We start from the raw sequence: 20,134 nt of genomic DNA on the forward strand, positions 1-20,134 counted from the left end.
AATTCCATCCCTACGCTCAAGGAGCCGACCATGACTTCGAATCCATTGCCGCCAGGCGCAAAAAATCCGACGCTGAAACGGGCACTGTTGGGCGATATGATGCAAACCGTCGGTATCTTGCCGATATTGATCCTGATCGTCGCGGTTTTCGGCTTTGTTGCCCCGAATTTCTTTACCGATGCCAATCTGCTGAATATCGCCCGGCAGGCGTCGATCAACATCGTGTTGGCGGCGGGCATGACCTTTATCATCCTGACCGGCGGCATCGATCTTTCGGTCGGTTCGATGCTGGGCACCACCGCGGTGGTAGCGATGGCGGTGTCACTGATGCCTGGCATGGCTGGAATGTCGATCCCGCTGGCGCTGTTGGCCGGTTTGGGCATGGGGCTGTTTAATGGTTTTCTGGTGGCCTACGCTGGCCTGCCGCCGTTTATCGTCACCCTCGGTACCTACACCGCACTGCGCGGTGCCGCTTACCTGCTGGCGGACGGCACCACCATCATCAATTCCAATATCAGTTTTGAATGGATCGGCAACGCCTACCTGGGGCCTATCCCCTGGTTGGTGATTATTGCCTTTGCGGTGATTGCCGTGTGCTGGTTCATTCTGCGCCGTACCACGCTGGGGGTTCATATCTACGCGGTAGGCGGCAACATGCAGGCGGCGCGCCTGACCGGGATCAAGGTCGGTGCCGTGCTGCTGTTCGTCTATGGCATGAGCGGCCTGCTGTCCGGGTTGGGTGGGGTGATGAGCGCCTCCCGGCTTTACAGCGCCAACGGCAACCTCGGTATGGGCTATGAGCTGGATGCGATCGCCGCAGTCATTCTTGGCGGCACCAGCTTCGTCGGCGGCATCGGTACCATTACCGGCACGCTGGTAGGGGCGTTGATTATCGCCACCCTGAACAACGGCATGACGTTAATGGGCGTTTCTTATTTTTGGCAGTTGGTGATCAAAGGGGCGGTGATCATCATCGCGGTGTTAATCGACAAGTACCGCACTCGCAATTATCAACACTGATCTACCCGTCCTCTTTCAAGCCGCAGCGTTGTGACTTGCACTCGCTGCCACTGGAAATCCATAGGGCAAGGTTGAGTGAGAAAGAAAGGTTGGTTGGCGCCCACCGGGGCAGGTTTTTCGTATCTCAGAAAATAATGAGGAAAACACTATGCGTTTCAAACCATTGATTACCGCTTTGCTGGTTACCGCCGCGCTCGGCAGTGCTTCGTTGGTGCAGGCGAAAGAGTTGAAATCGATAGGGGTGACGGTGGGCGATCTGGCCAACCCGTTCTTTGTGCAGATCACCAAAGGTGCGGAACTGAAAGCGCGCGAACTGGCCGGTGACAAGGTTAACGTGACGCTGGTGTCGAGTGGTTACGATCTCGGTCAACAGGTGGCGCAGATCGATAACTTTATCGCCGCCAAGGTCGATATGATCATCCTGAACGCCGCAGATTCCAAGGGTATCGGCCCGGCGGTGAAACGCGCCAAAGACGCCGGCATCGTGGTGGTGGCGGTTGACGTAGCGGCCGAAGGTGCCGATGCCACCATCACCTCGGACAACACCCAGGCCGGCGCCATGGCCTGTAAATACATCAGCGATCGCCTGAAAGAGAAAGGCAACGTGGTGATCATCAACGGCCCACCGGTGTCCGCGGTACAGAACCGGGTAGAAGGCTGCATGACCGAACTGAAGAAACACCCGGAGATCAAGCTGCTGTCCTATAACCAGAACGCCAAGGGCAGCCGCGAAGGCGGACTGGAGATCATGACCGCGCTGTTGGCGGCCAATCCGAAGATCGACGGCGTATTCGCGATTAACGATCCTACGGCGATCGGCGCCGATCTGGCCGCCAAGCAGGCGCAGCGCAGCGAGTTCTTCATCGTTGGCGTAGACGGATCGCCGGATGGCGAAGAGGCGCTCAAGCGCGGCAACTCGCTGTTTGTGGCAACCCCTGCACAGGATCCGCAGGTGATGGCGGCCAAGGCGGTCGAGATCGGTTACGAAATTCTGCAGGGTAAACCCGCACCAACCGGGCCGGTGCTGATCCCGGTCACCATGATCGATAAAAACAATATCGGCAGCTACAAAGGCTGGACGGTGAAATAACCTGCTATCGGCGGGGTCTGCTACGCCAGGCCCCTCATTTCATCCCCACTTTCGGAGGCGATATGAACCGTTCCGCCGTGAACCAGATTCTGCAACAAACCCAGCATTTTTTTGCCCGCTTCGACGTCCATCTGCCGCCCTTTGCGCACTTTAGCCCAACCGTCTGGCGTCAGCTCGATCGTCAGCCGTGGCAGGAGGTATTCGACCTGAAGCTGGGTTGGGACGTCACGGCGTTCGGCGGCGAGGATTTTGCTCACAAGGGGCTGACGCTGTTCACGTTGCGAAACGGTTCGCCCGGCGGTCAACCTTATGCCAAATGCTATGCGGAGAAAATCATGCATTGCCGCGAAGCACAGGTGACGCCGATGCATTTCCACTGGCGCAAGCGGGAAGACATCATCAATCGCGGTGGTGGCAACCTGATCGTCGAGCTGCATAACGCCGATCCGCAGGAAGGGCTGGCCGACAGCCCGGTGAGCGTGACCCTGGACGGTTGCCGACAGACTCACGCCGCCGGTTCACGCCTGCGGCTGGCGCCGGGGGAAAGCATCTGCCTGACGCCGGGCATCTATCACAGCTTTTGGGGCGAGGAAGGTTTCGGCGACGTGTTGGTGGGTGAGGTTTCGACGGTGAATGACGACGACAACGATAACCGTTTCCTGACGCCGCTCAGCCGCTTTAGCCAAATCGAAGAGGATCAGCCGCCCCAGTGGTTGCTGTGTAACGAATACTTGCGCTTTATTGATTAAGGAGATGCACCATGGCATTGATTTCACTGGCACAGGGGTTAGCGCACGCGCGTCAACACGGCTATGCGCTGGGTGCGTTCAACGTGCTCGACAGCCATTTTCTGCGCGCGTTGTTTGCCGCGGCGCAGGCCGCGCGATCGCCCTTTATCATCAATATTGCCGAAGTCCACTTTAAGTACGTGTCGCTGGAGTCTTTAGTCGCGGCGATCAAAAGTGAGGCGGCGCAGCACGACATTCCGGTGGTGTTGAACCTCGATCACGGTCTGCATTTTGAGGCGGTGGTGCAGGCATTGCGTCTCGGATTCAGCTCGGTAATGTTTGACGGTTCCGGCCTGAGTTATGAAGAAAATGTGCGTCAAACGCAGGAAGTGGTGCGCATGTGTCATGCGGTGGGCGTCTCGGTGGAGGCCGAATTGGGTGCCGTCGGCGGTGACGAAGGCGGTGCTCTGTATGGCGAGGCCGACAGCAATAAATTTACCGACCCACAGCGGGCGCGCGAGTTTGTCGAATTGACCGACATCGATGCACTGGCGGTGGCGATCGGCAACGCGCACGGTAAATACAAGGGCGAACCTAAGCTCGATTTCGCACGTCTGGCGGCTATCCAGCAGCAGGCAGGCATTCCTTTGGTGCTGCACGGCGGTTCCGGCATCAGTGATGCAGACTTCAAGCGGGCCATCGGCCTGGGCATTCACAAAATCAACTTCTATACCGGCATGTCGCAAGCGGCGCTGGGGGCGATTGAACAGCGGATGACGCAGCGTCACGCGATTTATGATGAGTTTGCCGAAGTGCTGTTGGCGGTGGAGCGCTCGATCAGCGAAGTGGTGCAGCAGCAGATGCATATTTTCGGCAGCGCCGGGCGGTTGTGATGAGCCGGCGTGGCATTGTTTCTGCCGGGAACATGCTGGTGGATCATGTCCATCAAATTGCGCACTGGCCTCAGCCGGGCTGGCTGGTGGAGATTGAACATAGCCAGCGTGCTACCGGCGGTGCGCCGCTTAATGTATTGCTGACGCTGGCGCGCATGGAAACCGGGTTGCCGCTGGCGGCGCTGGGGCTGATCGGCTGCGATGCCGATGGTGACTATATTTTGCAAATGCTGGCGCAGTACCAAGTCGACAGCGGCCGGGTGCGTCGCAGCGAAACGGCGATGACCTCGATGTCGCAGGTTATGACCGAGCCGGGTGGACAGCGGACCTTTTTCCATGCGCCGGGCGCGAATCGGTTGTTGGACCTCGGCGATTTTGACGCGCTGCACAGCAATCATAAAATTTTCCACCTGGGCTATCTGCTGTTGCTCGACAGCCTGGATTGTCCGGATGAGGAATTCGGCACCCGTAGCGCACGCCTGCTGGCGCAAATGCAGCAGCGCGGTTACCAGACTTCGTTGGATCTGGTGTCGCGCCAGGGCGATCCACGCTATCGGCCTTTGGTGTTGCCGGCGCTGCGCTGGCTGGACTATCTGGTGATCAACGAGCTGGAAGCCGGTGAATTTACCGGACTGGCGCTGCGTACGGCTAATGGCTCGTTACAGCAGTCACTGATGGCGCAGGCCGCAGAACAATTATTGCAGGCCGGTGTGCGGCGGCGGGTGGTGATCCATTGCCCGGAAGGGGCCTACGGGCTGGAGAGCGGTGGCGAAGCGCGTTGGCAACCCTCGTGGCAGGTGAGGGAAACTGAAATCGTCGGCAGCGTCGGTGCCGGTGATGCGTTCTGCGCCGGCGTGCTGTATGCCAGCCATGAAGACTGGCCTTTGGTGGAGACACTGCAGCTGGCGCATGCCTGTGCGCGTTTCAATCTGCTGTGCGCCAATGCTGTCGACGGTGCTCGGCCGCTGCCGGAGCTGCAGGATTTTATCAGGCGGCAGCCACCGGCTGGCTGACGTCGGCGGCAAAGACGTAACCCAGCCCGCGAATGGTGCGGATCAGTTCGGGCTGATGCGGATTGATTTCGATCTTGCGGCGCAGCCGCATGATCAGCACGTCGATAGTGCGATCGAAGACCTCCAGCGTTTCGCCGTGGGTCAGCTCCAGCAGGCGATCGCGGGTCAGTACTTTACGCGCATGTTGTACCAGCGCCAGCAACAAGCCGTATTCGCCCTGAGTCAGATCGACAGCCTGGCGCTGAGGGTTGTGCAGCGTGCAGCGGTTGGTGTCCAGACACCAGCCGTTGAACTGCCAGCCTTCCGCTCTGGTCTGGCCGACAGCGGCAGGTTCCAACGCCAGCGCACCGGTACGGCGCAAAACCGCCTTGGCGCGAGCGACCACTACGCGTGGATTAAAGGGTTTGGCGATATAATCGTCGGCGCCCATTTCCAGGCCGACCACCACGTCGGACTCGGCGCCGAGACCGGTCAGCATCACCACCGGCAGATCCGGACGCAGGCGGTGGATCTGTTGCAACACCAGCAGGCCGTTGGTGTCCGGCAGGATCAGATCCAGCAGCACCAGCGCAATATCCGGCTGCTGGCTGAGTAGCGTCAGCGCCTCGCTGCCCCGGTGGCAGGCATGTACGGTAAACACGTGCTCATTGAGCACGTCACAAAGCAGATCACAGATAGCGGGATCGTCGTCGACGATCAATATGGCAGGTTTCATCGCTGCTCTCCGAATTTTATGATGCGTAAAAATGTTATCAATAGGTTAACTGATAAAATCCAGTGTACCCGATGGCTAATTAATAAGCGGCAGCCGGTGCGGTTCTGATGCGGAAATTGCCATCGCCGTCACACTCGGCGTTAATGGGGTGATCCCGAAAGCCGGTTACATTAGGCTGTAGCAACGTTGTTGTGCATTGAGGAGAAAAATCGTGCGCATTGGTATCGACCTGGGTGGCACCAAAATTGAAGTGATCGCGTTGGCCAACGACGGACGGGAACTGTTCCGCCATCGTATTGCCACGCCGCGCCATGACTATCAGCAAACGCTGGAGGCCATCACCGGTCTGGTGAAACTGGCGGAAGAAAATACTGGGCAGCAGGGATCGGTCGGGGTAGGCATTCCCGGTACGCTGTCGCCTTATACCGGCTTGGTAAAAAACGCCAACTCGGTGTGGCTCAACGGCCAGCCTCTGGACAAAGACCTGTCGGCGATGCTGGCGCGTGAAGTCCGTATCGCCAACGACGCCAACTGCCTGGCGGTTTCGGAGGCTACCGACGGCGCGGCCGCCGGCAAACAAACGGTGTTTGCGGTGATTATTGGCACCGGCTGCGGCGCAGGGGTGGCGATCAACGGCCAGGCGCATTCGGGCGGTAACGGCATCTCTGGCGAATGGGGGCATAACCCGCTGCCGTGGCTGGACGATGACGAACTGCGTTTTCGTGCAGAGGTTCCCTGCTACTGTGGCAAGCAGGGCTGTATCGAGACCTTTATCTCCGGCACCGGCTTTGCCACCGATTATGCGCGCCTGAGCGGTAATCCGCTAAAGGGGCATGAGATCATGGCGCTGGTGGCGCAGGGAGATACCCTGGCGGAGCAAGCCATTAGCCGCTATGAGCTGCGGTTGGCCAAATCGCTGGCGCACGTGATCAATATTTTTGATCCGGACGTGGTGGTGTTGGGCGGCGGTATGAGCAATGTGGACCGTCTTTATCAGCGTGTGCCGCAGTTGGTGAAATCCTGGGTTTTCGGTGGCGAGTGTGAAACCCCGATCCGTAAAGCCGTTCACGGTGACTCTAGCGGCGTACGCGGTGCAGCCTGGCTGTGGCCGCAAGTGTAACCGTTGCAAAAAAGCGCGGGCCTGCTCGCGCTTTAATCCATTCACCTTATAAAAACCAGATGCGCTCTATGCTTTAGCTAACTTAGCTGATGAATGAGGCGTCTGCTGCTGGATACCCATGCGCTGCTGTGGTGTTTGTCAGCGCGGCCAGCATTTGGGAGATTTCGATCGCATGCTGCTCGCCCAGGCACAGGCCGAAGGGTTGACGCTGGTTTCCGCCGTACGGCATTCGGGTGTTTGACGCCCGTTGCTAAACCTATCTTGCCTCGCTTTCGCTGCGCACCCGTTCGATATGAATGGTCAGAAACATCATCTCTTCCCGCGTGAGTTGATGCTGATAGTTTTTTTCGATGTGCTGATTGATCTTGCCTGCGCAGGCAAAGGAGTCAGGGTACTTTTCTTTCACCACCAGATAGAGTGAGTCGTCATCGCTGTCGACGTAGTTTTTACCCAGCAGACGCTGGGCGAAGAACTTCAGGTGAGTGATAAAGCGGTGATAGCTCAGGGCTTCTTCGTTGTAGTCAAAACGGAAATGGTATTTGACGATATTCAGGATTTCCTGCATGACGCGAGTGATATGCAGGGTGTTGTGCATTTCATCGTTCAACTGGGCGTTGACCAGGTGCAGGGCGATAAACCCGGCTTCGTCCTCCGGCAGCGTGGTGCCCAGCCGTTCGGCGATCAGCGTCAGTGCCTCCAGCCCGACGGCAAATTCGGCTGGGTAGAGCTTCTTGATTTCCCACAGCAGCACGTTTTTGATGTCCAGCCCCTGGGCATGGCGCTGCAGCGCAAAGTGGATGTGATCGGTCAGCGTGATATAAACGATGTTATGCAGCTTGCCCGGCAAGCGCTGGCGGGCGAGGGTGATGATTTTGTCGGCCGTGGTCACGCAGGCCAGGGGGATCTCCGACAGCAGCGTTTTAAAGCGCTCGGCCATTTCGCTGCCGTTAAGGGTGAAGACCTTCTCGATCAGGTTTTCGTCCAGCAGATCGCCAGCCTTCTTTTTAAAGCCGATACCTTTTCCCATAACCACCGTCTCTTCCTGACGGTCGTCCAGTGTAATCACCACGTTATTATTAAGTATTTTTGCGATCTTCATGGTTTTTCCCGGATGTTTCAGCATGCTGAAAACGAAAAAACCTGACGTCCAGGAGCGATCCCGTGCGTCAGGTTTTGCCTGTATATTTACAGTAACAATCCTGTTATCGATAGCATCATAAACCTTGTCAGCGGCGGCTCAATGTTTTTGACCGGGGAGTGACGCCACGGTCACATTTCCGAGCTCAGGGTCACGTTATTCCAGCCGGAATTGCGGCTCCAGCCGGCTGATACCCAGGCCGTTCACCTTTTTCACCTTAATCTGCACTGGAATACGATCTTTCATGGCTTCAACGTGGCTGATCACGCCGATGGTTTTGCCGGAGGCGTTCAGGCTGTCCAGTGCGTCCAGTGCGGTGTCCAGAGTTTCTGCATCCAGCGTACCGAAGCCCTCGTCAAGGAACAACGAATCGATACTGGTCTTGTGGCTGACCAGATCGGACAGCGCCAGCGCCAGCGCAAGGCTCACCAGGAAGCTTTCACCGCCGGACAGGGTTCGAGTGTCGCGCAGTGCGTCCGCCTGCCAGGTGTCCACCACCTGCAATTCCAGTGCATCACTGGTTTTGCGCTGCAGCAGATAGCGGCCGTGCAACCGGCCCAACTGGTTATTGGCCAGGTACACCAGATGATCGAGCGTCAGTCCTTGGGCAAACTTACGGAATTTATCCCCCTCTTTGGAGCCGATGAGCTGATTGAGGTAGCTCCAGTCGTCGTACTGTTGCTGACTTTGGCTGATTTGCTCAAACAGCGACTGCTGATTGAGACGGCGCGCGGCATCACTTTCCAACTGGTTGCGCACTTCACCCTGTCGGAGCTGCAGAGTTTTGAGCTGCTGCGCCAGCGCGGCCAGATCCTGGCCCAGAGTTTGGGGATCTGCCTGGCTTTCATCCAGCCCTTCCGGACGCTGTTGGCGTTGCTGTTCCAGATTGGCTACGGCCTGGGTCAGCAGGGCGCTGGCTTCAACCTGCCGTTGCTGCAGCTGCTCTTTGCGCCGTTGCAATTGTTGGCGCTGATCGTCATTCAATAGCGCTGCGTTGAACTCTGCCTCGTCGTCGAATTCGCTGGTGGACAACGCTTGCAGCCAATCTTGCTCCGCCTGTTGCAGCCGTTCGGCCAGGTGCAACAGCTGTTGCTGCAACCCGGTGAGTTGCCCGCCAAGACGATCGCGTTGTTCCTGCGCCTTCTGCCAGTGCTCTGCGGCCAGTTGTATAGCCTGTTCGCAGGCCGTCTGCCGGGCACGCAGCTGTTCTCGCACCTGCACGATTTGCTGTTCGCCAAACAGCGCCAGCCGCTGCGTACGTTGTTCGCCCAGAGCTTGCTCTGCTTCTTGACGCTGTTGCTGCAGGCGTTGCTGCTGCGATTGGGCCTCGGCGTGGCTTTTTTCCAGCAGGCTGAAACGCTCGTCCAGCAGTGCCTTTTCTTGCTGCGCCTGTTGCTGCTGTGTCTGCAGTGCGGCCAACCGGTCTTTAGCCTGCTGTACCGCCTGGGCTGCCTGCTCGTGTTGCAGCAGACTGGCCTGAGCCTGACGCTCCTCATTGTCGCAGTCGCTTAACCACTGGCTAAGGCGAGCGGTGTCCTGCAGATCAAAATCAAACGCCAGAGGCGTGCTGAGGGTTTGCCATTGCTGACGATGAGCGGCCAGCTGTTGTTCATCTTGGCCGATAAGATGTTGCTGGCGCTGCAGTTGCTCTTTCAGGCTTTCGCAGCGGGTGCGCAGCTCGGTGCCCTGGGTGTACAAAGCCTCGGTTTTGACGCGCATATCGGCCAGACGCAGTGCTGTCTCAGAGGGTTTTACCGCCTGATACTGTTCGATGGCCGGATGCTCGGAAGATCCGCACAGTGGACAAGGTTCGCCGGTTTGCAGGCGAGCGCGTTCCGCCTCCAGGCTGACGATGCGTTGCTCCAGCTCAAGGGCTTTCTCTACGTCCGTCTGATGTGCTTTTTGCTGTTTGTACTGCTGGCGTGTTTCTTCAAGCTGCTTTTCAAGCTCGCTGAGCTGGGTCTGACGGGCCGTGAACTCCTTGCGTTGTTGTTCCAGACGTTCGCTGACCTGGCCAAACAGCGAGGAGAGGGTAAATAATTGCTGGCGCACCGGACGCAGCTCGGCCAGTTCGGTCTGACGTTGGCGCAGCGCTGTTAGGGGGGCTTGGGCTTCCAGCGCATTTTGCTGCTGTTGCTGCGCTGCCAGTGCGGCAGTGAGGCCGTTAAGCTGCTCCTGCTGCTGTCCGGCCTGGGCGGTGAGCCGGGCTCGTAAAACCTCAAGTTGTTCCAGCTCCGCTTGTTGCTGAGCGTACTGTTGCGTGGCGGCATCGCAGGCCTGTTGCAGTTCTGTCTGCGTTTTTTGCAACTGGGTTATCTGGTGGTCGAGCGGGACGATCTGCTCGTCGATCAGCCGTTGTTGGATCTGCTGGTGTTCGACATGCGCCTGCAGTTGAGCACGTGCTTGTTCCACTGCCTGCTGCAACGGGGTCATCTGGGCAAGCTGTTGCTCCTGTTGCTGCGTCAACTGGGCAATCTGCTGTTGTAGCGCCTGTTGATCGCTGCGGCAGCGGTTGCGTTCGTTGAGCAGTGGGCGCAGTTTCTCTGCCGGCTCGCTGCGCGCCAACTGCTGAAGCTGGGGTTCTGCCTCAGCCTGCTCCTGTTGTACGGCGCTCAACTGACGCTGGTATTCCTGCTGTTTCTGCTGCGTCTGTTGCCATTGCTGTAGCCAGTTTAACGCCCGTTGCTGACGCTGGGTCTGTTCGCTGAGGGCATTTTCCTGCGAACTGAGCTCCACGAGCTGGCTTTCCAGCTGTTGGCGCTGTTCTTCGTTCAGCAACTCAATGCCGCTGGCGCGCTGATGCAACGCGTCCAGATCGGTTTTGGCCTGTTTGTGCTGCTCGAAAACGCGCTCGGAAAGCTGGCCGTAAATCTCGGTGCCGGTCAACTCTTCCAGCAGTTCGGCCCGATCATTGGCATCGGCATTCAGGAAGGCAGCGAACTGCCCCTGAGACAACATCATCGATTTGGTAAAACGACCGAAATCCAGCCCGGTGATCGCGGCGGTAAGATCCAGCTTGTCGCGGACTTTATCGGCCAGGATTTTGCCGTCATCGCGCAGCGCCAGCTCCACCTTCGGCGCCTGCAGGTTGCCGTCCGGGGAGTTTTTGGCACGGCGCTGGCTCCAGAACGCGCGGTAACCGACACCTTTAACCTCAAACTCGACCTCCGCCAGCGACTCGGCGGTGTGGCGGGTCATCAGCTCATTTTGGCTTGGCGTGACATTCAGGCGCGGCGTCTGGTGGTACAGTGCCAAACAGATGGCGTCCAGCAGGGTGGTTTTACCCGCGCCGGTAGGGCCGGTGATGGCAAATAATCCGTTGCTGGCGAAGGGCTCGGCGGTGAAGTCTATCTTCCATTCCCCTTGCAGCGAATTGAGGTTTTTTAATCTCAGGCTGAGAATTTTCATTGGTTCGGCTCCTGATCCTGGTGCCGTACGGCTTCGACCACTTGTTGGAACATCTGACTCATTCGCTGTTTGCGCGCTTCGGCCATCTCGGGTTCCTGCGCCAGCCGCCGCTCAAAGACCTCGGTGACGCTTAGTTCGTTGAGTGTTTCTTTGTCTTGTTGTTCAATGGCCTGGCGACGCTGCTCCTTACTGCGGCGCAGCAGCACGACCTCTACTGGTAGTTGATCGGCCAGCAGCTGAATGCGACGCTGAATGTCGCTAAGGTAATCCTGGGTCGCCACTTCGATATCCAGCCATACCGGTAATTCACCCTGATAATCGGCGAACAGCCGTAATTGCTGCTCGATCTGCGCCAAATCTCCCTTAATGAGCTGCATCGGTTGGAAGCTTGGGATCTCCAACGCGCTGACCTGTTGCAGGGCACCCGCCGCGAAATCCACCATAAACACGCTTTTGGCCTTGCCCAACTCGTCAAAACTGAGCGGGATAGGGGAGCCGCTATAGCGAATATGTTCAGATTTGGCGACGTTTTGCGCGCGATGAATATGCCCCAGCGCGATGTAATCGGCCGGCGGGAACGCCTGTGCGGGGAAGGCATCCAGCGTACCAATATAGATGTCGCGCACCGAGTCGGACGTGGTGACGCCGACGGTGGTCAGATGGCCGGTAGCGACGATGGGCAGCGGCAAGCCCAGGGCATCACGGCGCGCACAGGCGGCCTGGTACAGGGTGTGATAGTGGTCGGCGATAGACTCTTGCAGCGCCTGCTGTTTTTGCACCCCGGACTCACCGGCGCGGCTGGTGAGCAGATCGCGCGGGCGCAGAAAAGGAATGGCGCTCAATACCGCACCCGGTTGGCCGTCGCGTTGATTCAGCACCAGCACCTGTTGTTCGATTTCGCTCTGCGCATTGGCGATCACGGTGGTATTCAGGCAGGAAAGTAATTCACGCGATTCATTTAAGGTGGCCACGGAGTCGTGATTGCCGCCCAACACCACCAACTGGCAGCCGGTACGCTGCAGTTCCACCACGAAGCGGTTATACAGCTCGCGGGCGTAGCTTGGCGGCGAGCCGGTATCGAACAGATCCCCGGCGACGATCAGCGCATCCACCTGGTGTTGTTCGATCTGTTCGATCAGCCAGCGCAGAAATGCCTGATGCTCGGCGGCGCGGCTTTTGGTGAAAAAGTACTGGCCAAGATGCCAGTCAGAGGTGTGGATCAGGCGCATGACACTCCCGGGGCGATAGGGTAATGGCGGTGATTATAAAGGGCGTTGCGGCGGCTGTCGTGACGCAATCATTATGACAACTGAATGATTTTTCTTTGACGTTGGAAATAATCGCTATGCTTACTGCCTATAACAGCCCGCTTTTTTCATAAAAGTGTCACAAAACTGACGCATAATGGCGCCCGCAATCAACTGTGATCGCTAACACATTGGCAGGATTGACGATGGCAAGACGCATACTGGTGGTGGAAGACGAAGCGCCGATCCGTGAGATGGTGTGCTTTGTGTTGGAACAGAATGGTTACCAACCGTTGGAAGCTGAGGATTATGACAGCGCCGTGACGCGCCTGTCTGAGCCGTTCCCTGATTTAGTGTTGCTCGACTGGATGTTACCCGGGGGATCCGGCATTCAGTTTATTAAACATATGAAGCGTGAAGCGCTGACCCGCGATATTCCGGTGATGATGTTGACCGCGCGCGGTGAAGAAGAAGACCGGGTGCGCGGCCTGGAAGTCGGGGCGGATGATTACATCACCAAACCCTTCTCACCGAAGGAACTGGTGGCGCGCATCAAGGCGGTAATGCGCCGTATTTCACCGATGGCGGTGGAAGAAGTGATTGAAATGCAAGGGCTGAGCCTGGACCCTTCCTCACACCGCGTGATGGCTAACGAACAAGCGCTGGATATGGGGCCGACCGAGTTCAAGCTGTTGCACTTCTTTATGACCCATCCTGAACGCGTTTATAGCCGTGAGCAGTTGCTTAATCACGTCTGGGGCACTAACGTTTATGTGGAAGACCGCACCGTTGACGTGCACATCCGTCGGCTCCGTAAGGCGTTAGAGACCAGTGGTCATGACAAAATGGTTCAAACCGTTCGGGGCACCGGCTACCGATTCTCAACGCGCTACTGATCGCGCCGCGCTGGAGAATATGCCGTGTTAGAACGTCTATCCTGGAAGAGGCTGGCCCTGGAGCTGGCCCTTTTCTGCCTGCCTGCCTTACTGTTGGGGCTGATTTTTGGTTATCTGCCCTGGCTGCTGCTGGCCTCCGTGCTGGCGGCGTTGGTATGGAATTTCTACAATCAACTCAAACTTTCCCACTGGCTGTGGGTTGACCGCAGCATGACGCCGCCGCCTGGCCGCTGGAGCTGGGAACCGCTGTTTTACGGCTTGTATCAGATGCAGCAACGGAACCGTCGTCGGCGTCGTGAGCTGGCGCTGTTGATCAAACGCTTCCGTAGCGGAGCGGAATCGCTGCCCGATGCGGTAGTGATGACTACCGTCGAAGGCAATATCTTTTGGTGCAACGGGCTGGCGCAGCATTTGCTGGGTTTCCGCTGGCCGGAAGACAATGGCCAGCACATTCTCAACCTGTTGCGTTATCCGGAGTTCAGTCACTATCTGCAACAGCAGGAGTTCTCCCGCCCTTTGACGCTGCAACTGAATAACGAGCATTACGTCGAGTTTCGTGTGATGCCTTACTCCGAAGGGCAATTATTGATGGTAGCCCGCGATGTGACCCAGATGCGTCAACTGGAAGGGGCTCGGCGCAACTTCTTCGCTAACGTCAGCCACGAGCTGCGCACGCCGCTGACGGTATTGCAGGGTTACCTGGAAATGATGAGCGACGAAGAGCTGGATGGTTCGCTGCGCGGTAAGGCGTTGGGCACCATGCAGGAGCAGACTCGCCGCATGGACGGACTGGTCAAGCAACTGCTGACGCTGTCGCGCATCGAGGCGGCGCCTAACGTTGAAATGAACGAGCGGGTTGATATCCCCCTGATGTTGCGGGTGTTACAACGTGAGGCGCAATCGCTGAGCGGCGGCAACCACGAGATCACCTTCCGGGTGAATGAGCAGTTGAAAGTGTTCGGTAACGATGACCAACTTCGCAGTGCGGTGTCGAATCTGGTGTATAACGCCGTCAATCATACGCCGAAAGGCACCAATATTGAGGTCAGCTGGCAGCAGACGCCAAGCGGCGCGCAGTTTCAGGTCAGTGATAATGGGCCGGGTATCGCGGCCGAACATATTCCCCGTTTGACCGAACGCTTCTACCGCGTTGACAAAGCCCGTTCACGCCAGACCGGCGGCAGCGGGTTGGGGTTGGCGATCGTCAAGCATGCGCTCAGTCACCACGATGCGCGGCTGGAGATCCTTAGCGAGCAGGGCATCGGCACCCGATTTATCTTTACCTTGCCTAACCGGTTGATTGTTCCCGCAGCTTTGTCAGAGAATGCGGTGAAAAATTAACGCGAGAGGCTGGCATGATCCGAATCACCCGAGGGCTGTTGCTTTGCCTGGCGCTGTTGGCAAGCCGAAGCGCGCTGGCACAGCCGGATGGCATGCTGTCCGGCAACCTGTCTAGCGTCGGCTCCGATACGCTGGCGAACCTGATGGCGCTGTGGGCGCAGGACTTCAGCCAGCATTATCCCAACGTTAATCTGCAAATCCAGGCCGCCGGTTCCTCCACGGCGCCAACCGCATTGGCGGCTGGTGCAGCGCAGCTTGGCCCGATGAGTCGCCCGATGAAGGCCGCGGAAGTCTCTGCATTCGAGCATCGTTACGGTTATGCGCCGTTGGCGGTACCGGTCGCGGTCGATGCGCTGGTGGTGCTGGTGCATCAGGACAATCCGCTGCGCGGCCTTAATCTGCAGCAGCTCGACCGAATTTTCTCCGCGACTCTGCGCTGTGGCGAGAGCCAGCCTCTGACGAGGTGGGGGGAACTGGGGCTGACCGGTGATTGGCAACAGCGTGCGCTGCAACGTTTTGGTCGTAATTCGGCCTCCGGCACCTACGGCTATTTCAAACTGCGTGCGCTGTGTGGCGGCGATTTTATGCCGCGCGTCAATGAGCTGCCGGGCTCGGCTTCAGTCGTGCAGGCGGTGGCCGGTTCGCTGAACAGTATCGGCTATGCCAGCATCGGTTTTCGCGCCAGCGGCGTACGGCTGTTACCGTTAGCGGAGACCGGCCAAAACTATGTGACGCCAAATGATGCCAACGTGCGTAACGGCAGCTATCCGTTGTCGCGCTATCTGTATATTTACATTAATAAAGCGCCCAACCAGCCGCTGGAGCCGCTGACGGCGGCATTTCTCGATCGCGTGCTGTCGGACACCGGGCAAAATCTGGTCAATCACGACGGCTATCTGCCACTGCCGCCGCAGACTCTGCAGAAAACCCGCCTGGCGCTGGGCCTGCAATAAGCCTGCCTCTGGGCACCTTGAGTGCCCAACATGAATTTCTTTCATCCCCTGTGAAAATTCTTCCGTTGCCGCCCGTCAGTCGACGTGACAGCATGCTGATTATAAGTCATCTAGACGTCTGGAAGTCTATTTAATAACCCGGCGTAATAGTTCACACTGTAAATCACTGAGGCAAAGGCCCGAGCTTTTGCCGGCTAGCGGGAGTCATATTATGTGCGATTGCAATTCTGCCTTTCACGCTGACGTTGTCGGCAGTCTGTTACGCCCTGCGGCGCTGAAAACCGCTCGCCAACAGTTTCTGCAGGGCGAGATTGATGCCCTTCAGTTACGGGAAGTTGAAGACCAACAGATCCGTCTGGCGGTGGCAAAACAGAAAGATCTCGGTTTGGCAGTCGTGACGGATGGAGAGTTCCGTCGAGCGTGGTGGCACTTCGACTTTTTGGAAGGGCTGGACGGCGTGGAAGGTTATGACGCGGAGCAGGGGATCCAGTTTAACGGCGTACAAACGCGGGCGCGCAGTATCAAGGTGGTCGGCAAATTGGGCTTCAACCCGCAGCATCCGATGCTGGAGGACTTTCGTTTTCTGAAGGCCATCGCCGGTGATGCGGTGCCGAAGATGACCATTCCAAGCCCGAGCGTGCTGCACTTTCGCGGTGGGCGTAAGGCCATCGACAGCCAGGTTTATCCGGATCTGAACGCCTATTTTGACGATCTGGCGCAGACCTACCGCGAGGCGATCAAGGCGTTTTATGATGCCGGTTGCCGCTATCTGCAACTGGATGACACCGTGTGGGCCTACCTGTGCTCTGACGATCAACGGCGGCAGATCCGTGAACGTGGAGAGGATCCGGATCTTCTGGCGCGCATATACGCGGATGTGCTGAATGCGGCGATCGCTGACAAGCCGGAGGATCTGATCATCGGGTTGCACGTTTGCCGCGGTAATTTCCGCTCCACCTGGATCTCCGAGGGCGGCTATGAACCTGTGGCGGAGATCCTGTTTGGTCAGGTGAATATCGACACTTTCTTCCTGGAATACGACAATGAGCGTTCCGGTGGTTTCGAGCCGCTGCGTTTTATCAAGCCGGGCAAACAGCAGGTGGTGCTGGGCCTGATTACCACCAAAAACGGGGAACTGGAAAACCCCGAGCAGGTGAAACAAAGGCTTGAAGAGGCGGCGCAGTTTGTCGATCGTCGACAGCTTTGCCTCAGCACCCAGTGCGGTTTCGCTTCGACTGAAGAGGGCAACAGCCTGAGTGAGCAGCAGCAGTGGAATAAACTGCAAAGCGTGGTGAATATTGCCGAGCAGGTTTGGTAGGGCAAAAAATCGGTTCAGACCGCGCGGAAACTGGTGGTTTATTGGCGGTTTCGCGCGGTCATGAGGCACCTTCTTCACGTTTTGTGAATGCGTTGCTCAAAAATGATACAAATCATGTATTGTATATTTATTGATAGCCCCTATGATCGACTGGTGTCGAAAGATAATCTGGTCGATAGCTCTGCTTTTTGTCATGCGACTTGCCTTTCAACGCTATAAACGTTTAACTTAGCCTCCGTTGTCGGACTAAACCTCCATTTATAACTCCTAAAACTCTGCCCATCATCATGAGTGGTCACTTTCGAATAAGGACAAAACGCCGGACGTTATGCGTTTTCTGCTCTTATTGGTCTCGCGATGAAATGGCAAGCCGGCAACCGGATGGGGCTTAACGCTACCTCCATATCGGGCATTTTTTTTCATTTGAACAGGCAACACGACATCGTATGAGTCATCGTTTAACGTCAAAAGATATTATCGCATTGGGTTTTATGACCTTTGCCTTATTCGTCGGCGCCGGGAATATCATTTTCCCGCCGATGGTCGGTTTACAGTCCGGTGAACACGTCTGGACCGCAGCTATCGGCTTTCTGATCACCGCCGTCGGTCTGCCGGTGATGACCGTGATCGCCCTGGCGCGCGTCGGTGGCGGCATTGACGCCCTGAGCTCGCCGATTGGCCGTCGCGCCGGTCTGTTGCTGGCTACCGTCTGCTATCTGGCCGTAGGCCCGCTGTTCGCCACGCCGCGTACCGCGACCGTCTCCTTTGAAGTGGGCATTGCACCGCTGACCGGTGATGGCGCCATGCCGCTGTTTATTTACAGCCTGGTGTACTTCGCGTTGGTGATCGGCATCTCGCTGTATCCGGGCCGCCTGCTCGATACCGTGGGCCACGTACTGGCACCGCTGAAAATTGTTGCGCTGGGCGCGCTCGGCATCGCCGCGCTGGTTTGGCCGGCAGGTACGCCTATCCCGGCGACCGACATTTATCAGAACGTTCCTTTCTCTTCCGGCTTCGTCAACGGCTATCTGACCATGGATACGCTGGGCGCGCTGGTATTCGGCATCGTCATCGTTAATGCTGCGCGTTCCCGCGGCGTTAAAGATGCCGGTTTGCTGACGCGTTACACCATCCTGGCCGGGCTGATTGCCGGTGTGGGCCTGACGCTGGTTTATCTGAGCCTGTTTAAACTGGGCTCCGGCAGCGGCGTGTTGGTACCCGACGCGACCAACGGCGCGGTGATCCTGCATGCTTACGTGCAAAACACCTTCGGTGGGCTGGGCAGCTTCTTCCTGGCGGCGCTGATTTTCATCGCCTGTATGGTGACTGCGGTTGGCCTGACCTGCGCTTGCGCCGAGTTCTTTGCCCAATATCTGCCGTTCTCCTACAAGACGCTGGTGTTTATTCTGGGGCTGTTCTCGATGGTGGTGTCCAACCTGGGCCTGAGCCATCTGATCCAGATCTCCATTCCGGTGCTGACCGCGATTTACCCGCCGTGCATCGTGCTGGTGGTGCTGAGCTTCACCCTGCGTTGGTGGAACAGCGCGCCGCGTATTATCGCGCCGGTGATGTTAGTCAGCCTGTTGTTTGGTATCCTTGACGCGGTGAAAGCGTCCGCCTTCCAGCAAGTGTTGCCGGATTGGACCAATCACCTGCCGCTGGCAGAACAGGGTCTGGCATGGTTGTCGCCTTCGCTGTTGATGCTGGTGCTGGTCGCGATTTATGACCGGGTTTGTACGCGTTCCGAAGTGACCGCGCACTCCTAATCCCCCGGCTAAATTTTGGGCCACGGACTTGTCCGTGGCTTTTTTACGTTTAAAAAACACGGGTTATTTTCATGCAACAACAGTCACCCACCGCTCCCACGCCCAATAAGCTAAAACGCGGTCTTAGCACCCGTCACATTCGCTTTATGGCTTTGGGTTCGGCTATCGGCACCGGCCTGTTCTACGGTTCGGCGGACGCGATTAAAATGGCCGGCCCTAGCGTTTTGCTGGCGTACCTGATCGGCGGCATCGTCGCTTTTATCATCATGCGTGCGCTGGGCGAGATGTCGGTCAACAACCCGCAGGCCAGTTCGTTCTCGCGTTATGCACAGGACTACCTGGGCCCGATGGCCGGATATATCACCGGTTGGACCTACTGTTTTGAAATCCTGATCGTTGCGATTGCCGATGTGACCGCTTTCGGCATCTATATGGGCGTGTGGTTCCCCGAGGTGCCGCACTGGATTTGGGTGCTGAGCGTGGTGCTGGTGATAGGCGCCATCAACCTGATGAGCGTGAAGGTGTTCGGCGAGCTGGAGTTTTGGTTCTCCTTCTTTAAAGTCGCCACCATCATCATCATGATTGCCGCCGGTATCGGTATCATCATCTGGGGGATTGGCAACGGTGGGCAGCCGACCGGCATCCATAACCTGTGGTCTAACGGCGGCTTCTTCAGCAACGGCTTTATCGGCATGATCCTGTCGCTACAGTTGGTGATGTTCGCCTACGGCGGTATCGAGATTATCGGTATCACTGCCGGTGAAGCCAAGGACCCGAAAACCTCCATTCCCAAGGCCATCAACTCGGTACCGTGGCGTATCCTGGTGTTCTACGTCGGTACGCTGTTTGTCATTATGTCTATCTACCCGTGGAATCAGGTGGGTACCAACGGCAGTCCGTTCGTGCTGACTTTCCAGCATATGGGCATTACCGTGGCGGCGGGCATCCTTAACTTTGTGGTGATCACCGCGTCGCTGTCGGCGATTAACAGCGATGTGTTTGGCGTTGGCCGCATGCTGCACGGCATGGCCGAGCAGGGCCATGCGCCGAAGATGTTCAGCAAGGTGTCCAAACGCGGGATCCCGTGGGTCACAGTGGTGGTGATGATGCTGGCGCTGTTGCTGGCGGTGTATCTCAACTACATCATGCCGGAAAACGTGTTCCTGGTGATTGCTTCACTGGCGACCTTCGCCACTGTGTGGGTGTGGATCATGATCCTGTTCTCGCAGATTGCCTTCCGTCGCAGTCTGAGCAAAGAGCAGGTGAAAGGTCTGGCGTTCCCACTGCGCGGCGGGGTGTTTACCTCGGTGGTGGCGATCATCTTCCTGGTGTTTATCATCGGTCTGATTGGTTACTTCCCAACGACTCGCGTATCGCTGTACGCCGGGCTGGTGTGGGTGGCGGTGCTGCTGGCGGGATATTACTTCAAGGTCAACCGCCAGAAGAAGCTGGCGACGCTGGCGCAGCAACAGGATTGAAGATGAAAAC

The 20,134-nt window shown here is 57.5% G+C and carries 16 protein-coding genes; 12 read left to right on the plus strand and 4 right to left on the minus strand.

Features of this window, described 5'->3' with window-relative positions:
* The first annotated feature begins 30 nt into the window (after positions 1 to 30).
* The 5 genes from H0S68_RS04740 (at position 31) to H0S68_RS04760 (ending at position 4,744) form a co-directional block, all read left to right on the plus strand.
* Positions 31 to 1,020 carry an ABC transporter permease subunit gene (locus H0S68_RS04740; protein ID WP_044548626.1) on the plus strand — a complete coding sequence of 330 codons (990 nt, stop codon included), beginning with the start codon at positions 31 to 33 and terminating at the stop codon, positions 1,018 to 1,020.
* Between the two features lie 148 nt (positions 1,021 to 1,168).
* Entirely contained in the window at positions 1,169 to 2,110 is a 942-nt protein-coding gene (locus H0S68_RS04745; RefSeq protein WP_048759639.1) for an ABC transporter substrate-binding protein, read from the plus strand.
* Between the two features lie 62 nt (positions 2,111 to 2,172).
* Positions 2,173 to 2,859: a D-lyxose/D-mannose family sugar isomerase gene (locus H0S68_RS04750; protein WP_020825440.1), complete on the plus strand. Its 687-nt coding sequence runs from the start codon at positions 2,173 to 2,175 to the stop codon at positions 2,857 to 2,859.
* A gap of 11 nt (positions 2,860 to 2,870) precedes the next feature.
* Entirely contained in the window at positions 2,871 to 3,731 is an 861-nt protein-coding gene (locus H0S68_RS04755) for a ketose 1,6-bisphosphate aldolase (protein WP_142815804.1), read from the plus strand.
* The gene (locus H0S68_RS04760) at positions 3,728 to 4,744 is read left to right on the plus strand and encodes a carbohydrate kinase family protein (protein WP_170868520.1); all 1,017 of its coding nucleotides are present in this window, start codon (positions 3,728 to 3,730) and stop codon (positions 4,742 to 4,744) included. The genes H0S68_RS04755 and H0S68_RS04760 overlap by 4 nt, the downstream gene beginning before the upstream one ends.
* Here the strand turns inward: H0S68_RS04760 and H0S68_RS04765 are convergent.
* Complete coding sequence (locus H0S68_RS04765) at positions 4,719 to 5,459, minus strand: response regulator (RefSeq protein ID WP_046374374.1); 741 nt, start codon at positions 5,457 to 5,459, stop codon at positions 4,719 to 4,721. The two genes, H0S68_RS04760 and H0S68_RS04765, sit on opposite strands and share 26 nt — an antisense overlap.
* A 211-nt stretch (positions 5,460 to 5,670) precedes the next feature.
* Here H0S68_RS04765 and mak point away from each other — a divergent pair, with 211 nt between their 5' ends.
* Positions 5,671 to 6,579 (plus strand): fructokinase, encoded by a 909-nt coding sequence (gene mak / locus H0S68_RS04770; RefSeq protein WP_048759636.1) that lies wholly within the window; start codon positions 5,671 to 5,673, stop codon positions 6,577 to 6,579.
* Between the two features lie 256 nt (positions 6,580 to 6,835).
* Here the strand turns inward: mak and licT are convergent, their stop codons facing one another.
* From licT to sbcD, 3 genes are all read right to left on the minus strand, one after another.
* Positions 6,836 to 7,678: a BglG family transcription antiterminator LicT gene (gene licT / locus H0S68_RS04775; RefSeq protein ID WP_041415225.1), complete on the minus strand. Its 843-nt coding sequence runs from the start codon at positions 7,676 to 7,678 to the stop codon at positions 6,836 to 6,838.
* Positions 7,679 to 7,873: 195 nt separating this feature from the next.
* Positions 7,874 to 11,125, minus strand: a complete 3,252-nt coding sequence (gene sbcC / locus H0S68_RS04780) for an exonuclease subunit SbcC (protein ID WP_410529197.1) — start codon at positions 11,123 to 11,125, stop codon at positions 7,874 to 7,876.
* Complete coding sequence (gene sbcD, locus H0S68_RS04785; RefSeq protein ID WP_410529198.1) at positions 11,122 to 12,354, minus strand: exonuclease subunit SbcD; 1,233 nt, start codon at positions 12,352 to 12,354, stop codon at positions 11,122 to 11,124. The genes sbcC and sbcD overlap by 4 nt, the downstream gene beginning before the upstream one ends.
* A gap of 224 nt (positions 12,355 to 12,578) precedes the next feature.
* Between sbcD and phoB the strand changes: the two genes are divergently transcribed.
* The 6 genes from phoB (at position 12,579) to proY (ending at position 20,124) form a co-directional block, all read left to right on the plus strand.
* Positions 12,579 to 13,268: a phosphate response regulator transcription factor PhoB gene (phoB, locus tag H0S68_RS04790; protein WP_020825449.1), complete on the plus strand. Its 690-nt coding sequence runs from the start codon at positions 12,579 to 12,581 to the stop codon at positions 13,266 to 13,268.
* Between the two features lie 24 nt (positions 13,269 to 13,292).
* Positions 13,293 to 14,609 carry a phosphate regulon sensor histidine kinase PhoR gene (gene phoR, locus H0S68_RS04795; protein ID WP_020825450.1) on the plus strand — a complete coding sequence of 439 codons (1,317 nt, stop codon included), beginning with the start codon at positions 13,293 to 13,295 and terminating at the stop codon, positions 14,607 to 14,609.
* Positions 14,610 to 14,623: 14 nt separating this feature from the next.
* The gene (locus tag H0S68_RS04800; RefSeq protein ID WP_130016248.1) at positions 14,624 to 15,562 is read left to right on the plus strand and encodes a PstS family phosphate ABC transporter substrate-binding protein; all 939 of its coding nucleotides are present in this window, start codon (positions 14,624 to 14,626) and stop codon (positions 15,560 to 15,562) included.
* Positions 15,563 to 15,773: 211 nt separating this feature from the next.
* Positions 15,774 to 16,880, plus strand: a complete 1,107-nt coding sequence (locus tag H0S68_RS04805; RefSeq protein WP_410529199.1) for a cobalamin-independent methionine synthase II family protein — start codon at positions 15,774 to 15,776, stop codon at positions 16,878 to 16,880.
* Between the two features lie 446 nt (positions 16,881 to 17,326).
* On the plus strand, positions 17,327 to 18,646 hold the full coding sequence (brnQ, locus tag H0S68_RS04810) for a branched-chain amino acid transport system II carrier protein (RefSeq protein ID WP_020825453.1): 1,320 nt from the start codon (positions 17,327 to 17,329) through the stop codon (positions 18,644 to 18,646).
* Positions 18,647 to 18,717: 71 nt separating this feature from the next.
* Positions 18,718 to 20,124 carry a proline-specific permease ProY gene (proY, locus tag H0S68_RS04815; protein WP_020825454.1) on the plus strand — a complete coding sequence of 469 codons (1,407 nt, stop codon included), beginning with the start codon at positions 18,718 to 18,720 and terminating at the stop codon, positions 20,122 to 20,124.
* The last annotated feature ends 10 nt before the right edge of the window (positions 20,125 to 20,134 follow it).

Source organism: Serratia sp. AXJ-M, from assembly GCF_046531865.1.
GTDB lineage: Bacteria > Pseudomonadota > Gammaproteobacteria > Enterobacterales > Enterobacteriaceae > Serratia > Serratia liquefaciens.

Bases quoted from the DNA above. Each gene is read 5' to 3' on its own strand.
- H0S68_RS04765 (WP_046374374.1), bottom strand. From the start codon at position 5,459: ATGAAACCTGCCATATTGATCGTCGACGACGATCCCGCTATCTGTGAT.
- H0S68_RS04740 (WP_044548626.1), top strand. From the start codon at position 31: ATGACTTCGAATCCATTGCCGCCAGGCGCAAAAAATCCGACGCTGAAA.
- H0S68_RS04745 (WP_048759639.1), top strand. From the start codon at position 1,169: ATGCGTTTCAAACCATTGATTACCGCTTTGCTGGTTACCGCCGCGCTC.
- licT (WP_041415225.1), bottom strand. From the start codon at position 7,678: ATGAAGATCGCAAAAATACTTAATAATAACGTGGTGATTACACTGGAC.
- phoB (WP_020825449.1), top strand. From the start codon at position 12,579: ATGGCAAGACGCATACTGGTGGTGGAAGACGAAGCGCCGATCCGTGAG.
- proY (WP_020825454.1), top strand. From the start codon at position 18,718: ATGCAACAACAGTCACCCACCGCTCCCACGCCCAATAAGCTAAAACGC.
- H0S68_RS04750 (WP_020825440.1), top strand. From the start codon at position 2,173: ATGAACCGTTCCGCCGTGAACCAGATTCTGCAACAAACCCAGCATTTT.
- H0S68_RS04805 (WP_410529199.1), top strand. From the start codon at position 15,774: ATGTGCGATTGCAATTCTGCCTTTCACGCTGACGTTGTCGGCAGTCTG.
- sbcC (WP_410529197.1), bottom strand. From the start codon at position 11,125: ATGAAAATTCTCAGCCTGAGATTAAAAAACCTCAATTCGCTGCAAGGG.
- H0S68_RS04755 (WP_142815804.1), top strand. From the start codon at position 2,871: ATGGCATTGATTTCACTGGCACAGGGGTTAGCGCACGCGCGTCAACAC.
- brnQ (WP_020825453.1), top strand. From the start codon at position 17,327: ATGAGTCATCGTTTAACGTCAAAAGATATTATCGCATTGGGTTTTATG.
- H0S68_RS04800 (WP_130016248.1), top strand. From the start codon at position 14,624: ATGATCCGAATCACCCGAGGGCTGTTGCTTTGCCTGGCGCTGTTGGCA.
- sbcD (WP_410529198.1), bottom strand. From the start codon at position 12,354: ATGCGCCTGATCCACACCTCTGACTGGCATCTTGGCCAGTACTTTTTC.